The sequence below is a fragment of the Streptomyces sp. NPDC000229 genome (assembly GCF_040300825.1).
GTDB lineage: Bacteria > Actinomycetota > Actinomycetes > Streptomycetales > Streptomycetaceae > Streptomyces.
Window position 1 is genome coordinate 75,459 of the sequence record NZ_JBEPEL010000020.1, and the last position, 14,914, is coordinate 90,372.

Annotated in this window: 16 protein-coding genes; 11 read left to right on the forward strand and 5 right to left on the reverse strand. The window is 72.9% G+C overall.

Annotated features, from left to right (window positions below):
• Window positions 1–19: 19 nt before the first annotated feature.
• A complete protein-coding gene (locus ABT360_RS13475) occupies window positions 20–1,393 on the forward strand; it encodes a wax ester/triacylglycerol synthase family O-acyltransferase (protein WP_351814596.1) in 1,374 nt (457 codons plus the stop codon).
• 58 nt (window positions 1,394–1,451) lie between these two features.
• Window positions 1,452–2,312, forward strand: a complete 861-nt coding sequence (locus ABT360_RS13480) for an Fpg/Nei family DNA glycosylase (protein WP_351814598.1) — start codon at window positions 1,452–1,454, stop codon at window positions 2,310–2,312.
• Window positions 2,313–2,327: 15 nt separating this feature from the next.
• Here the strand turns inward: ABT360_RS13480 and ABT360_RS13485 are convergent, their stop codons facing one another.
• A complete protein-coding gene (locus ABT360_RS13485; protein WP_351814600.1) occupies window positions 2,328–2,981 on the reverse strand; it encodes an anti-sigma factor family protein in 654 nt (217 codons plus the stop codon).
• A gap of 118 nt (window positions 2,982–3,099) precedes the next feature.
• Between ABT360_RS13485 and ABT360_RS13490 the strand changes: the two genes are divergently transcribed.
• The 6 genes from ABT360_RS13490 to ABT360_RS13515 all read left to right on the forward strand — a co-directional run bounded on the left by ABT360_RS13490 (window position 3,100) and on the right by ABT360_RS13515 (window position 7,989).
• Window positions 3,100–3,843, forward strand: a complete 744-nt coding sequence (locus ABT360_RS13490) for a LytR/AlgR family response regulator transcription factor (protein WP_351814602.1) — start codon at window positions 3,100–3,102, stop codon at window positions 3,841–3,843.
• A gap of 106 nt (window positions 3,844–3,949) precedes the next feature.
• On the forward strand, window positions 3,950–4,225 hold the full coding sequence (locus ABT360_RS13495) for a hypothetical protein (RefSeq protein WP_351814603.1): 276 nt from the start codon (window positions 3,950–3,952) through the stop codon (window positions 4,223–4,225).
• A gap of 113 nt (window positions 4,226–4,338) precedes the next feature.
• Entirely contained in the window at window positions 4,339–4,725 is a 387-nt protein-coding gene (locus tag ABT360_RS13500; protein ID WP_351814605.1) for a hypothetical protein, read from the forward strand.
• A gap of 17 nt (window positions 4,726–4,742) precedes the next feature.
• Window positions 4,743–6,494, forward strand: a complete 1,752-nt coding sequence (locus ABT360_RS13505) for a sodium/solute symporter (RefSeq protein ID WP_351814607.1) — start codon at window positions 4,743–4,745, stop codon at window positions 6,492–6,494.
• Complete coding sequence (locus ABT360_RS13510) at window positions 6,491–7,711, forward strand: histidine kinase (protein ID WP_351814609.1); 1,221 nt, start codon at window positions 6,491–6,493, stop codon at window positions 7,709–7,711. Before ABT360_RS13505 ends, ABT360_RS13510 begins: the two co-directional genes overlap by 4 nt.
• A 56-nt stretch (window positions 7,712–7,767) precedes the next feature.
• Window positions 7,768–7,989, forward strand: a complete 222-nt coding sequence (locus ABT360_RS13515; protein WP_351814611.1) for a DUF6296 family protein — start codon at window positions 7,768–7,770, stop codon at window positions 7,987–7,989.
• 59 nt (window positions 7,990–8,048) lie between these two features.
• On the opposite strand, the gene ABT360_RS13520 is transcribed toward ABT360_RS13515, so the two are convergent.
• Complete coding sequence (locus ABT360_RS13520) at window positions 8,049–8,549, reverse strand: hypothetical protein (RefSeq protein ID WP_351814613.1); 501 nt, start codon at window positions 8,547–8,549, stop codon at window positions 8,049–8,051.
• Window positions 8,550–8,732: 183 nt separating this feature from the next.
• Window positions 8,733–9,272, reverse strand: coding sequence for a sigma-70 family RNA polymerase sigma factor (locus ABT360_RS13525; protein WP_351814615.1), 540 nt, complete (start codon window positions 9,270–9,272; stop codon window positions 8,733–8,735).
• 271 nt (window positions 9,273–9,543) lie between these two features.
• Here ABT360_RS13525 and ABT360_RS13530 point away from each other — a divergent pair, with 271 nt between their 5' ends.
• Window positions 9,544–10,755 (forward strand): CapA family protein, encoded by a 1,212-nt coding sequence (locus tag ABT360_RS13530; RefSeq protein WP_351814616.1) that lies wholly within the window; start codon window positions 9,544–9,546, stop codon window positions 10,753–10,755.
• A 7-nt stretch (window positions 10,756–10,762) separates the two neighbouring features.
• On the opposite strand, the gene ABT360_RS13535 is transcribed toward ABT360_RS13530, so the two are convergent.
• On the reverse strand, window positions 10,763–12,211 hold the full coding sequence (locus ABT360_RS13535; protein WP_351814618.1) for an amino acid permease: 1,449 nt from the start codon (window positions 12,209–12,211) through the stop codon (window positions 10,763–10,765).
• A 200-nt stretch (window positions 12,212–12,411) separates the two neighbouring features.
• Here ABT360_RS13535 and ABT360_RS13540 point away from each other — a divergent pair, with 200 nt between their 5' ends.
• The gene (locus tag ABT360_RS13540; protein ID WP_351814619.1) at window positions 12,412–13,248 is read left to right on the forward strand and encodes a polysaccharide deacetylase family protein; all 837 of its coding nucleotides are present in this window, start codon (window positions 12,412–12,414) and stop codon (window positions 13,246–13,248) included.
• Window positions 13,249–13,339: 91 nt separating this feature from the next.
• Here the strand turns inward: ABT360_RS13540 and ABT360_RS13545 are convergent, their stop codons facing one another.
• Entirely contained in the window at window positions 13,340–14,002 is a 663-nt protein-coding gene (locus ABT360_RS13545) for a class F sortase (protein ID WP_351814621.1), read from the reverse strand.
• 322 nt (window positions 14,003–14,324) lie between these two features.
• Between ABT360_RS13545 and ABT360_RS13550 the strand changes: the two genes are divergently transcribed.
• Window positions 14,325–14,810 carry a hypothetical protein gene (locus ABT360_RS13550; RefSeq protein WP_351814623.1) on the forward strand — a complete coding sequence of 162 codons (486 nt, stop codon included), beginning with the start codon at window positions 14,325–14,327 and terminating at the stop codon, window positions 14,808–14,810.
• Window positions 14,811–14,914 lie beyond the last annotated feature (104 nt).

Sequence of the window (14,914 nt, forward strand, 5' to 3'; positions counted from 1 at the left end):
CGCACGACATGGGGATCCCTTGAGCAGTGAGCTGCTGGCACCTCTCGACCTGGCCTTCTGGCACCTGGAGACGCCCGACCACCCCATGCACCTGGGCGCCCTCGCCCGCTTCGATCCCGGCCCCGGTGAGTCCGGCGGCCCCGGCGGCCCCGACGGCCTCCTGGACCTGCTCGCCGAGCGCGCCGCCGCCATCCCCCGGCTGAGGATGCGGGTCCGCGACGTCCTGCTGCCGGTCGGCGGCGCCGCCTGGAGCGTCGACAAGACCTTCGACGTACACCGCCACGTCCGGCACCTCCGGCTGCCGAACGGCGCCGCCTCCGGCGGGTTCACCGCCGAAGCCACCCGGCTCGCCGGCGAGCTGATGGAACGCCCCCTCGAACGCGGGCGGCCGCCCTGGGAGATGTACCTGCTGACCGGAGCGCCGGGCGGCCCCTTCGCCGTGCTCGTCAAGCTCCACCACGCACTCGCCGACGGGATGCGCGCGGTCGCCATCGGCGCCGGGATCTTCGACCAGATCGCCGGTGCCCGGCCGCCCGGCCGCCGCCGCCCACGCCCCGTGCCGCCCCGCTCCTGGCTGCCCGGCCCCCTGCACGTCGCGGGCGCCGCACGCGGCCGCATCGAGGAGCTCGGCCGCGCCCTGGGCGTCGGCGCCTCCGTCGTACGGGCCAGCCGCCTCGATCCGCGCGGCACGCCCGCGCTCACCGCCGGCTCCAGCGGGACGCGGCGCCTGGCCACCGCCGACCTCGACCTGGAGGAGGTACGGCGCGTCCGCAGGGTCACCGGCGGCACCGCCAACGATGTGCTGCTCGCGGTCACCACCGGGGCGCTGCGCCACTGGATGCTGGAGCGGGGCGAGCCGCTCCCCACGGCCGACCCGCGCGCCCTCGTGCCGGTCTCCCGGCGGAGGCCCGGAGGCGCGCCGGGCCCCGGCAACACCTTCTCCGCGTACCTCCTGGACCTGCCCCTCTCCGACCCCGATCCGCTCGGCCGGCTCGACTCCGTACGCCGTGGCATGGACCGCAACAAGGCCGCGGGGCCCACCCGGGGGGCCGGCGCGGTCGCCGTGCTCGCCGACCAACTGCCACCGCTCGCCCACCGGTTCGGCGCCCCGCTGGCCCAGGGAGCGGCGCGGATGCTGTTCGACGTCCTGGTCACCAACGTGCCGCTGCCCCGCTCCACCCTCTCCCTCGGCGGCTGCCCGCTGCGCGCCCTCCACCCCATGGCCCCGCTCGCACGCGGCCAGGCCCTGGCCGTGGCGATGTCCCCCTACGGCGGACGCGTCCACGTCGGTCTCGTCGCCGACGGCAAGGCCGTGCCGGACGTGGACCGGCTCGCGGCCGCGATCCACGACGAACTGGCGGAACTCGTGAAGGCGACCGACGGCCCGGGCTGACCGGGGACCGGAGCCGACCCGAGCGGCGCGCAGCACGGCCCTGCGGCAGGCTGGAACCATGCCCGAACTGCCCGAGGTCGAAGCCCTGCGAGAGTTCCTCGACGCGAACCTGGTCGGCAAGGAGATCGCCCGCGCGCTGCCCGTCGCCGTCAGTGTCCTCAAGACGTACGACCCGCCGCTGTCCGCGCTCGACGGCACCACCGTCGCCGCCGTCGGCCGGCACGGCAAATTCCTCGACATCGAAACCGACGGGCTCCATCTGCTGATCCACCTCGCCCGGGCCGGCTGGCTCCAGTGGCGGGACGTCCTGCCCTCCGGGCCGCCGCGCCCCGGCAAGGGCCCGCTCGCGCTCCGCGTCGCGCTCACCGGCGGCGACGGCTTCGACCTCACCGAGGCCGGCACCACCAAGCGGCTCGCCGTCCACCTCGTCCACGACCCGGCCGACGTCGAGGGTGTCGCCCGCCTCGGCCCCGACCCCCTCGCCGACGGTTTCGACCGGGACGCCTTCGCCGCCCTCCTCGCCGGTGAACGGCGACAGCTCAAGGGCGCCCTGCGCGACCAGAGCCTGATCGCGGGCATCGGCAACGCGTACAGCGACGAGATCCTCCACGCCGCCCGGATGTCGCCGTTCAAACCCGTACAGAACCTCACCGACGAGGAGATCACCACGCTGTACGAGGCGATGCGCACCACCCTGGGCGAGGCCGTGGAGCGCTCGCACGGACTGGCCGCCGGCCGCCTCAAGGCCGAGAAGAAGAGCGGGCTGCGCGTGCACGGCCGTACCGGTGAACCGTGTCCCGTCTGCGGTGACACGATCCGGGAGGTGTCCTTCAGCGACTCGTCGCTGCAGTACTGCCCCACGTGCCAGACCGGCGGCAAACCCCTCGCCGACCGCAGGCTGTCCCGCCTACTGAAGTGAGCGCGCCCGAACGACTCAGGGCCGAACCGACACCAGCCGCTCGCCCTCCACGGTGCGCACCTCCAGCCGCTCGATCTCACCGATCGGCAGCGCGATGCCCCCCTCCATCAACGGCTTGTCGCCCTCGTCCGTCGCCCATGTCATCACCGGCCACGCCCGGCCGTCCGTGCCGACGACGACCAGTTCGCACACGTGGGCCCCCCGCACCCCCGCCACCCGCAAAGCAACCTCCGTACCCCACTCCCGCTCCCGCAGCGCGACCGACGCCGACGCACCCGTCGCCGTGTCCGTCGCCGCGGCCCGCCGCACCGCCGGATCACCGCCGCCCGGAGCCGGAGCGGTCAGCAGGACCGCGCCCGGCACCGCCACGGCCAGCGCCGCGGCCACCCCGACGACGCGCGCCCGCCACCGCCGCGCCGGCGGGCGACGCGGACGACGGCCCCGCCGCCGGCCCGTCGGAGCCGCCGCGCCCCGCCGCGCCCCCGGGGGCCTCAGCGGCTCCCGGCCCGCCAGCTGGGCCAGCGCCGACGTGGTGAAGGCGAAGTCCGCGAGCCCGGTCGCGCAGGCCCCGCACCGCGCCAGATGCTCCTCGCAGGCGAGGGCGTCCGCGGGCTCCAGCACGCCCAGCGCATAGGCGGCGACATCGTGATGCCGCTCCCGCAGACTCATGGGGGTGCCCTCATTCCCGCGTACGCGTCGGTGTGCCCGTGCTTCCGTGAAGCCCTACGCCAAGGAGTACGCATCCGAGCCGTTCCTCGCTCAATCGCCCCACCCCTACACTCCGCACATGGTGCGCGTACTGGCCGTCGACGACGAGAAGCCCGCTCTCGAAGAGCTGCTCTACCTCCTCCGCTCCGACCCGCGGGTGCGCAGCGCGGAAGGCGCCACCGACGCGACCGAGGCGCTGCGCCGTATCGGCCGCGCCCTCGAAGCGGGACCCGACGGCGACGACGCCATCGACGTCGTCTTCCTCGACATCCACATGGCCGGGCTCACCGGCCTCGACATCGCCCGCCTAATAGCCGGGTTCGCCAGGCCGCCGCTGATCGTCTTCGTCACCGCCCACGAAGGGTTCGCCCTCCAGGCGTTCGACCTCAAGGCCGTCGACTACGTCCTCAAACCCGTCCGCAAGGAACGCCTGGCCGAGGCGGTGCGCCGCGTCCGCGACCTCGCCGAACCCGCGATCGCCCCCACCCCGGCGGAACAGATCCCGGTCGAACTGGGCGGCGTCACCCGGTTCGTGGCCGTCGACGACATCGCGTACGTGGAGGCGCAGGGCGACTACGCGCGGCTGCACACCGACGAGGGCAGCCATCTGGTCCGCATCCCGCTTTCCACGCTGGAGGAACGGTGGGCGGCGCGCGGTTTCGTACGGATCCACCGCAGCCACCTCGTCGCGCTGCGCCGTATCGACGAACTGCGCCTCGACGCCGGGACGACCACTGTCCGCGTCGGTGCGGCGGAGCTCGCCGTCAGCCGCCGGCACGCCCGCCACCTGCGCGACCTGCTGATGCGCCAGGCACGCGGCTGAGCGCCGTTCGACGCGCGGGAGGCGCCGTTCGGCGACGGGTGGCAGGTGCGGCACCGGGGGCAGCGGCACGGCGGCCTACCCTTGATCACCGGAGAGGGGGCCGGGCATGACCATGGAGATCGAGGCGCTGCTCGCCGAGGTGCGCGCGCTGCCGGACCTCCGGCCGGCGAAGCCGCACGAGGCCGAGGCCCTGCTCGCCGGGGCCAGGAGCGCCGCCGCGCGCTGGGCCGATGTGCTGTACGAGATCCAGGAATCGACGCACGGGCTGGTCGGGCCCCGCACGGCCGTCGCCCTGGAGGTGGCGTACCGCCGGGCCGAAGAGTCCTACGTCGAACTGGAGATCGCGCTCGGCGACGCCGCCCGGCGGTCCCCCGCACCCTGACCCGAGGCCGAGGCCGAGGCAGACGCACAAACCGGGGTCTACCTTCGGATATGGCTTCTGCGTAGACTCCACCATCCGAGCCAGCCGCCCCGCCAGCCCACCCACGGACGCCGATGCCCGCAGAGCACGAACCCGCGCGCCGCCCCCGCCGCGAGACGGTCACCGGTGTGCCGCGCTCCGCCCGCCGTCCGCCCGGCCACGCGCCCGCCCGCTCGGAGATCAGCGAGCAGACGACCCTCGGCCACACCTACGTACGTTCCCTGATGCGCAGCCAGCTGCGCGCCGCGCTCTACGCGCTCGCCACCCTCGCCTTGCTCGTCGGATCGCTGCCCCTGCTGTTCACCCTCCCGACGGCTCTGGGGCGCGGCTCCGCCGAGCCCTTCGTCTGGGCCGCCCTCGGCGTCGGCACGTACCCCGTCATCTGGCTCATCGCCCGCTGGTACGTCCGCCGCGCCGAGCGCAACGAGCGTGACTTCACCGGTCTCGTGGAAGGCCGCTGAGCCCGCATGGACCGGCCGTGAACCAGACCTACGCGGTGGCCGCCGTCACCGCCGTCGTCCTCGCCACCGTCCTCATCGGCGCCCTCGGCCTGCGGATCTCCCGCACCACCTCCGACTTCTACGTCGCCTCCCGCACCGTGGGCCCCGGCCTCAACGCCGCCGCCATCAGTGGCGAGTACCTCTCCGCCGCCTCCTTCCTCGGCATCGCCGGACTCGTCCTCCTCCAGGGCCCCGACATGCTCTGGTACCCGGTCGGCTACACCGCCGGCTACCTCGTCCTGCTGGTCCTGGTCGCCGCCCCGCTGCGCCGCTCCGGCGCGTACACCCTCTCCGACTTCGCCGAGGCCCGCCTGGAGTCGCCCGAGGCGCGCCGGCTGTCCAGCCTCTTCGTCGTCGGCATCGGCTGGCTCTACCTGCTGCCGCAGCTCCAGGGCGCCGGCCTGACGCTGGAGATCCTCACCGGCGCCCCCGAGTGGGTCGGCGGGCTGGTCGTCGCCGTCGTCGTCACGGGAGCTGTCGCGGCGGGCGGGATGCGCAGCATCACCTTCGTGCAGGCCTTCCAGTACTGGCTCAAGCTCACCGCCCTGCTGGTCCCCGCGCTGTTCCTGGTCACCGCCTGGTGGGGCGACGACGCGCCGCGCGCCCGGTTCGACGCGCCCGCCGTCTTCCGCGAGCACACCGCCGTCACGGTCGACGACACCGTACGCATCGACATCGACGCGCCGCTGACCCTGACCGTCTCCGGCCGCATCGACTCCACCGTGTACGAGGAGGACCGGGTCACCCTCGACGAGGGCGGGCACCGGGTCGAGGCCGGCACCACGCTGCGCTTCCCCGAGGGCGCGCACGTCCCCGAGCGGGCTGCCACCGGCGGCGATCCGCTCAGCTGGTCGCAGCCGCTGGCGGACGGCCGCGACGGCCACCAGCTGTACGCCACCTACGGCCTGATCCTCGCCACGTTCCTCGGCACCATGGGGCTGCCGCACGTCGCCGTGCGCTTCTACACCAGTCCCGACGGGCGCACCGCCCGCCGCACCACGCTCGTCGTCCTCGGCCTCGTGGGCGCCTTCTACCTGCTGCCGCCGGTGTACGGCGCGCTCGGCCGGATCTACGCGCCCGAGCTCACCCTGACCGGGGCGGCCGACGCCGCCGTGCTCGTCCTGCCCGACCGGGTCGTGGGCGGGACGGCCGGTGAACTGCTGGGCGCGCTGCTGGCGGGCGGGGCGTTCGCCGCGTTCCTGTCGACGGCGTCGGGGCTTGCCATGTCGGTCGCCGGCGTGCTCAGCCAGGACGTGCTTCCCTCGCGCGGGGTGCGGCACTTCCGGCTGGCGACCGTGCTCGCCATGGCGGTGCCGCTGGCCCTCAGCCTGGTGGCGACCAATGTGCCGGTGGCCGACGCCGTGGGCCTGGCGTTCGCCGTGTCGGCGTCCTCGTTCTGCCCGCTGCTGGTCCTCGGCATCTGGTGGCGGCGCCTCACCCCGCCCGGTGCGATGGCCGGTCTGGTGGCGGGCGGCGGGGCCGCGCTCACAGCCGTGATGGCGACCCGCGCGGGGCTCGCCCCGGAGGGGTGGCCGCACACGCTGATGGCCTGGCCCGCCGTCTGGTCCGTGCCGCTCGGGTTCCTCACCATGGTGGCCGTGTCGCTGGCCACGCCCCGCCGCGTCCCGGCCGGTACCCCGGCGATCCTGGCCCGGCTCCACCTGCCCGAGGACCTGGTCGGCCGTCCCCGTCCCCGGGCGCCGGAACAGCGGAGAGGAGCCGCCCGGTGAGCGGAACGCTGCTCGCGGCGCTGGCCGCCGCCGGAGCCGTCCTCCTCGCCGCCGGGTTCGCGCTCGGGCGGCTCACCGCGCGGCGGGCCGGCAAGGACGTACTGGACCTCGGCACCCCCGTGGAGCGCGCCACCTTCCACACCCTGCACACCGCGTCCCTCGCCGCCCCGCCCCTGCGCGCCGGGCTCACGGAGGACACCGCGCGCAAGGCCGCCCGGCGGCTGCGCTCGCTGCTCGGCACGGAGGCGCTGTGCCTGACCGACCGCACGGCCGTGCTCGCCTGGGACGGTCCCGGTGACGACCACCACCGGGGCCAGGTGATGGAGCGGGTCGCCGAGGTGCTGGGCTCGGGGCGGGGGCAGAGCGTGCGTGCCGCGTGCGACGAGCCGGACTGCCCCCTGCGCTGGGCGGTGATCGCGCCGCTGACCGGCGAGGAGGGCGTGCTGGGTGCCTTGGTGGCGTACGGCTCGCGCGAGTCGGCGGTACTGGTGCGGGCCGCGACGGAGGTGGCCCGCTGGGTCTCCGTACAGCTGGAACTGGCCGAGCTGGACCGGTCCCGTACCCGTCTGATCGAGGCCGAGATCCGCGCCCTGCGGGCCCAGATCTCCCCGCACTTCATCTTCAACTCGCTGGCCGCCATCGCGTCCTTCGTCCGCACCGACCCCGAACGCGCCCGTGAACTCCTCCTGGAGTTCGCCGACTTCACCCGTTACTCGTTCCGGCGGCACGGTGAGTTCACCCAGCTCGCCGACGAACTGCGCTCCATCGAGCAGTACCTGGCGCTCGCGGGCGCGCGGTTCGGCGACCGCCTCCAGGTGACCCTCCGGGTGGCGCCCGAGGTGCTGCCGGTGACGCTGCCGTTCCTGTGCCTCCAGCCGCTGGTCGAGAACGCCGTCAAGCACGGCCTGGAGGACTCCCGCACCACCTGCCGGGTGACGATCGCGGCCGAGGACGCGGGCGCCGAGGCGGTCGTCACCATCGAGGACGACGGCGTCGGCATGGAACCGGACGTCCTGCGCGCCATCCTCGCCGGGGAGCGCACCCGGACCTCGGGCATCGGGCTGTCCAACGTCGACGAGCGGCTGCGCCAGGTGTACGGGGACGACTACGGCCTCGTGGTCGAGACGGGCGTCGGCGCGGGCATGAAGGTCACGGTCCGTGTCCCGAAGTATCGCGCGGGTGTGCACCGCGACCCGCCGACGTCCGTTCCGGCATGAAAAGTCCCGTTATGGGGACGCGGGTGCGTGGCGGTGAACGCGACCGGGAGGCAGCCATGCGCATCCATGATCACTACGAGCTGGACTTCGGGCAGGAGGACGTCGTGCGGGTGCACCGCACCGAGCGCACCGGGGCCGGCGGGCATCCGGTCTACGCGGACGACACGGGCATCGTCCTGGCGGAGATAAGCGACCGGGGCGAGGTACGGATGCTCGCCAGCAGCGGCCATCAGGATCTGCCCGCCGGAGTCCGGGCCCGTCCGGTCCAGCCGCACTGAGCATCGGCGCAGCCGTGTCAGTACAGGCGTGTCAGTACAGGCGCGTCAGTACAGGCGCGTCAGTGCAGCCGTAGCGCCAGGTGTCCGAGTGGCAGACCCAGGCGCCAGGAGGGGAGCCACACCGCCTCCGACTCGTCGACCGCGAGCCCGGCGGCCGGGCCGGCCGACAGGGCGCCCAGGTCGGTGGCGAGCAGGTGGGTGCCCTCCAGCCGGCGCCAGGTCTCCTCGGCCAGGGCGAGACCCTCGTCGTCGCCGTCGCGCTCCCGGCGTGCCGCCAGCCGCTCGCGTACCCAGTCCTCCCAGGGATGGCCGTGCGCGGTGCGGGTCAGCCACTCCTCCAGCCGGTCCTCGGACCCCGGGCCGGGGGTGTCGTCGGTGCCGTCACCCAGGTAGACGGTGAGCGCGAGCGTCCGGCGGCCCGCCTGGTACTCCAGCGAGCCGGGTTCGACCAGGCCACCGGCTCTCAGCAGTTCATCGGCGATGTACTCGGCACACAGCCAGGCCATCGGGACGGCCAGCCCTCCGCCCCCGCCGGTGCCGTTCGTGCTCTCGGGCCGCAACGTTCCCACCTTCTCCCGGACGTTCTGCGTGTGCGTGTGGTCCTCGACGACGAGCCTCTACCGTCAGGCACGGCCCGGGGCCGCTCTTTGCTCAACTCGGCGGTGTGGTTTCGCCTACATTCCGGCCGGGGCGGTGACGCACGGGCGGCGACGTGCCCGGAGGGGACGGTGGGGCGGGAGGGGTCAGCCCGGGAGGGAGCCGGAGAGCGTCCGGCTGTAGCCGGGGAGGCACCGGCCGAGCGCCCGCAGCGCGTAGTGGGACCGCGACTTGACCGTCCCGGCCGGTATGCCCAGATCCGCTGCGGCCTCCTTCACGGACAGGCCGTCGAAGTAGATCCGTACCAGTACCGCCCGGTGTTCGGGGCTCAGTTCCCGCACCGCCGCCCGTACGTCCAGCGCGGCGACGGCGGACTCGGTGACGTCCGAGGGGTCGGGGGTGCCGGCGAGCACGCCGTCCCCGATCTCGGTGGGGCGGGCCATCCGTGACCGGCGGGCGTCGATCGCCAGGCGCCGGCCGACCGTGAAGAGCCACGGACGCATCGACTCGTACGGCGCCTCGAACGCCTCGGGGTGCTGCCAGGCGCGTACGAGCGTCTCCTGGAGCAGGTCCTCGGCGCGCTGTCTGTCGCCGTACGTCAGACCGAGCAGAAAGCTCAGCAGCGCGGGTCCGTGGTCACGCTGGAGCTCCTCCAAGGCCCGCTCGTCGGTGGTCGTCGTCGTCATCGTCACACCCTTTCGCGCCGTGCTCAGACCCTCGACGCGTATACGAACGCATCCGTGCCCGAAGGGACAGGCGCCGCACCGTGATGTGCGACGAGCGGTCACACCGAGCGGCGAATGGTGCGGTGAACGGTCACCCGGAGGGATAAATCCTGCATCACTGCGTTTGTGTGATTTTGCGTATTTAAGGATTGACTGATCACCGTTTCCCGTAGGGATCCAGGGGAGCGCCCCGCCTCTTCCCAAGCCCCCGAAGCCCCACGGAGACCGGCTGATGACCACCACACGCATGCGACGGACCACGGTGGCGGTGGCCACCGTCCTTCTCGGCGCGGCGGCAGGCTGTTCCGGTCCGCAGCCCGAGCCCCGCACCGCGGCCGTCCCGGCCGGCCGGCCGCACGAGGCCGTCCGGTCGGCGCCCTCCTCGGTGGGCGGCGCCGCCGCCGCGCCCACGCGCGGGTTCACCCTCGTGGCCAGCGGCGACGTCCTGCCGCACGCCTCGATCATCCGGCAGGCCCAGGCGGACGCGGGCGGCGCCGGCTATGACTTCCGCCCCATGCTCTCCGGCGCCAGACCGGTCGTCTCCAAGGCCGATCTGGCGATCTGCCACATGGAGACGGTGTACGGCAAGGAGGGCGGCCCCTACACCGGCTACCCGTCCTTCAAGTCGCCGCCCGAGGTCGCCACCGCCCTCGCCGCCACCGGCTACGACTCCTGCTCCACCGCCTCCAACCACACCCTCGACGACGGCGCCGCGGGCCTCGCCCGCACCCTGGACGCCCTCGACAAGGTGGGCATCCGCCACGCCGGTTCCGCCCGCACCGCCGCCGAGTCCGCCCGCCCCACCCTCCTCGAGGCGGGCGGCGCCACGGTGGCCCACCTGGCGTACACCTACGGCACCAACGGGATCCCGCTGCCCCAGGGCAGGCCCTGGGCGGTCAACCTCATCGACGAGAACAAGATCCTCTCCGACGCGCGGGCGGCCCGCACCGCCGGTGCCGATGTCGTCGTGGTCAGCCTGCACTGGGGCACCGAGTGGCAGACCGCCCCCGACCGGCAGCAGCTGAGCCTCGGCCGGAGCCTCACCGCCTCGGCCACCGGTGGCCGCCCGGACATCGACCTGATCATCGGCACCCACGCCCACGTCCCGCAGGCGTACGAGAAGGTCAACGGCACCTGGATCATCTACGGCATGGGTGACCAGATCGCCGGCGACATGATCAACTACAATGGAGCGTTCGACCCTCGCGGCAATCAGGGCACCATCGGCCGCTTCACCTTCGCCCCGCCCGCCTCACCCGGCGGACGCTGGGACGTGGCGAAGGCGGAGTTCCTGCCGACGTGGTTCAACACCGGGACGGGCCGGGTGGTCGACCTCACCGCCGCTGTCAAGGGCGGCGAGAACCTCACCCCCGTACGCGACCGCATCCAGCAGGTCGTCCTCAGCCGCGGCGCGGCCAAGGACGGCCTGGTGATGGGGGAGTAGCGGTGCGTCAGGGCGCGGGCGGCCCCTCTGTCCGCGCCCGGCCCCGGGCCTCGGCCTTCGCCAGGTTCGACCTGCGGTACGAGTAGGCGAAGTAGACCACCAGCCCCAGCGCGAACCACACGGCGAACCGGGCCCACGTCTGCCACTGCAGGAACGTGATCAGCCAGATGGAGAAGACCACGCCGATCGCCGGCACGAACGGCATGCCCGGCGTACGGAACGTACGCGGCAGGTCCGGCCGCTTGTAGCGGAGCACGATCACCGCGACGCACACCACCACGAACGCCAGCAGGATGCCGATGTTGGTCAGTTCTGCCGCCTCGCCGATCGGCAGGAAGCCCGCGATGAGCGCCGACGCCACGCCGACGATCCAGGTGACGCGGGTCGGTACGTGGCGCGTCGGGTGCGTCTTGGCGAACCAGTGCGGCAGCAGCCCGTCCCGGGACATCGAGAACCAGACACGGGTGACGCCCAGCATGAACGTGAACATGACCGTAAGGATGCCGATGATGGCACCCACCGCGATGACGTCCGCGAGGGCGCCGAGGCCCACCGACTTGAACGCGGTGGAGAAACCGCTCTCCGGGTCGACCTCCGTGTAGTTCTGCATACCGGTCAGGACCAGGCAGGCCAGCACGTACAGCACCATTGAGATGGCGAGCGAGTAGAGGATGGCCTTCGGCATGTGGCGCTGCGCGTCCTTGGACTCCTCGGCCGCCGTCGACATCGCGTCGTACCCGAACACCGCGAAGAACACCGTCGCCGCACCGGTGAACGCGCCGCCCACCCCGAACGGGAAGAACGGGCTGTAGTTGTCGGACGCGACGTGGAAGAAGCCGACCACGATCACCAGCAGCACCACCAGCACCTTCAGCACCACGACAACCGTCTCGAAGCGCGCCGCGTTCTTGATGCCGAGCGTGAGCAGGTAGGCGATCAGCAGGCACAGCAGCGCCGCGAACAGGTCGACCTTGTGGCCCTCTCCTGTTCCCGGCGCGCCCAGCATCCAGGCGGGCAGCTCCGCGCCCACCTCGCCGAGCAGGAAGTTGAAGTAGCCGGAGATGCCGATGGCGACGACCGCGACGATCGCGGTGTACTCCAGCAGCAGGTCCCACCCGATGAACCAGCCCGCGAGCTCGCCCAGCACCACGTAGCCGTACGTGTATGCCGACCCGGCCTTCGGGATCAGCCCCGCGAACTCGGCGTAGCTGAACGCGGCGGCCGCGCTGGCGATGCCCGCGATCAGGAACGAGACGAGCACGGCGGGCCCCGCGGTGCCGTTGGCGACCGTACCGGCGAGGGTGAAGATCCCCGCACCGATGATCCCGCCGACGCCGATGGCGGTGAGCTGCCACAGCCCCAGCGTCCGGGTGAGCCGTTCCTCCTCGACGCCCTCGTCGATCAGTGCGATGGGTTTGCGGCGCAGAATTCCCTGCCCCGCGCGGATTCGGGCCATGAGCGTCACCTCTTCGCAGACGGCGTCGGCTGACGGCGGATCATGATGGTCCACCCGGAGCCCCCGGGGAAGACGACACACACCGCCCGTCGCCGCCCGTTGTCCGCTGGTCCCATCGGGTGCAATCGGCTGCCTGGCCGGTGTGGGTGAGGGCCGCGCGGCATCCGCCATGCGAGTTATTAGTCATGAAAAATGATCAAATGCCCACGGGGCGGCGGATGGTGCTGCGCATCGCCGCCGCCCTCGGGGCCACCACGACCTTCGGGCTCCTCACCCTGGAACGGACGGGCACACCGTCCCGGCCCACCGCACCCGCACCGCCCGGCGCCGCCGGACCCCAGGCGCGCGCCCAGGCGGCCCCGCGCCTGGCGCCGTCCTCGTACCGGCTCCAGCCGATGACCGCGCACGCACCTCCCCGCTACCGGCGCGCCCTGCCGCCCGTGCGGCAGCGGCCCTTCCTGCGGGTCTCCGGGGTCGGCCGGTCGATGGTCCTCTCCTTCGACGACGGACCCGACCCCCGCTACACGCCCGCCATTCTCCGCACGCTCCGCCAGTACGGCGTACGCGCCATGTTCTTCGTCTGCGGCGAGATGGCGGCCGTGAACCCGGACCTGCTGCGCGAGATGGCCGACGACGGGCACGTCGTGGGCAACCACTCCTGGTCCCACCCGCTGATCCCCAGGCTCCGGCCCTCCCGCATCCGCGACGAACTCGGCAGCACCAGCGACCTCATCGAGCGGACCCTCGGCACCCCGCCCCTGTGGTACCGCGCCCCCTACGGCGCCTGGAACCGGCACTCGTTCGAAATCGGCGCCGAACTCGGCATGGAGCCGCTCGCCTGGACGGTGGACACCCTGGACTGGAAGGAGCCGGGCACGGGCCTGATCGTACGCCGTGTGCTGGACGGCGCCGGGCCGGGCGTCGTGGTCCTCTCCCACGACGCGGGCGGTGACCGCTCCCAGAGCGTGGCGGCGCTGCGCACCTACCTGCCGGAGCTCCTGGCCGCCGGCTACCACCTCACCGTGCCGCGCCGATGAGCCACGGCCTGGTGCCCGCCGACGGGCCCACCGGAAGACCCGCCGAAGGGCCCACCGGAAGACCTGCCGGAAGACCCGCTGGGCGGCCCGCTCAGCGGGTCGCCACCAGCCGGGCGAAAACGACCACGTTGCCGTCGTAGCCGTTGGCCTTGGAATAGCCGCCGCCGCAGGTGATCACCCGGAGCTCCGGGTGCCCGGTGTCGCCGTACACGCGTGGGCCCGGGAAGTCCTCCTTGGAGAAGACCTCGATGCCGTACACCTCGAAGACGGCCACCCGCCCGTCGTAGCGCGTCACTTCGACGCGGCTGCCCTTCTTGAGCGAGCCCAGGCCGTAGAAGACCGCCGGGCCGGACTCGTTGTCGACGTGGCCGACGATCACCGACGTACCGCGCTGTCCGGGGGCGATGCCGTTCTGGTACCAGCCGGCCATATTGGGGTCCTGGGCCGGTGGTGCGTCGATCCAGCCCTCCTGGTCCAGCCCGACGTCCATGATGGGGGCGTCGACGTCGATCGACTCGATGCGGATCCGGGACGCCGGCGCGTACGCGAGGGGCCGCAGCCCGGCGGGCGGAACGGGTGCCGCGCCCACGCGGCGCCCCTCAGCGACGGCGGCGGGAGCCGGCTGGGGCGGGCCGGGCTGGATGTCGACGCCGTTCCGCATCATCGCGAGACCGGTGAGCATGACGAGAGCCAGCGCGCCCCACGGTGAGCGTCTCCTCGACTCGAAGCCACTGTGGTCCAGGCCCCTGCCCATGGTTCTCCCTTCGCGGCGTAGTACGCACGCTAAGTGCGCGGTGCCGCACCGGCGATCAGGAGAGGGGCGAACGGGTGGCGCCCGCCAGAGGGGATGACCCATCCGAGTCATCGTCGTACGGAACGTCCTGAACCGCCTCTGACGGTCCGTGACCTGCGGCTCCGTCAGATACACGGGCGCGGGACCGGCGTGTCGGCTCACCGGGGTGGACGAGTGTCGAAATGCGGTAATCAGACCTACTTGTGAAGGTTCGTCGTGGAAGGCGTACTCGTCGAATCTCCCGGAGCGCCGCTTCGGGGCGTCTTCCACTGGAGGTTCAACGATGCGTGCTTCACGCGCTCTCGCGGTGGCCGCCACCGCCGGCGCGGCCATCGGGCTCTGCGCCCCCGTGGCCGTCGCCAACAACGGTCCTACCAACGTCACGGTCTCCCCGACCCGGGTCCACCAGGGCGGCCAGCTCGCGGTCAGCGCCATGGGGTGCGGCCACGGCGGCACGGTCACGTCCAACGCCTTCCCCAGGACGGCGCTCACCGTCAACGCCTCGGGCCACTCGGCCGCCACGCCGCGGGTCTACGACCACGCCACGCCGGGGCAGTACAACCTGGCGGTCAAGTGCAGCGACCACTCGATGGTGGTCACCAAGACCTTCACGGTCGTCCGCGGGCACGGCGCCCGGGGCGGCATCGGCGGTTCGATGGCACCGAGCTCCACGGAGATGGCCATCGGCGGCGCCCTGGTCGCCACGGCGGCCGTCGGCGGCGGGCTGTTCATCAGCCGCCGTCGCCGTTTGAGCGGCGGAAAGGTCTGACCGGCCGAACCTCCCGGTCGGCCGAATACGCCCGTCGCCCCGAGTCCTGGTCGGAGTCTGGAATTGCGCGCCAGTTGCTCATCAGGCTTTCGAGACGTCACGGG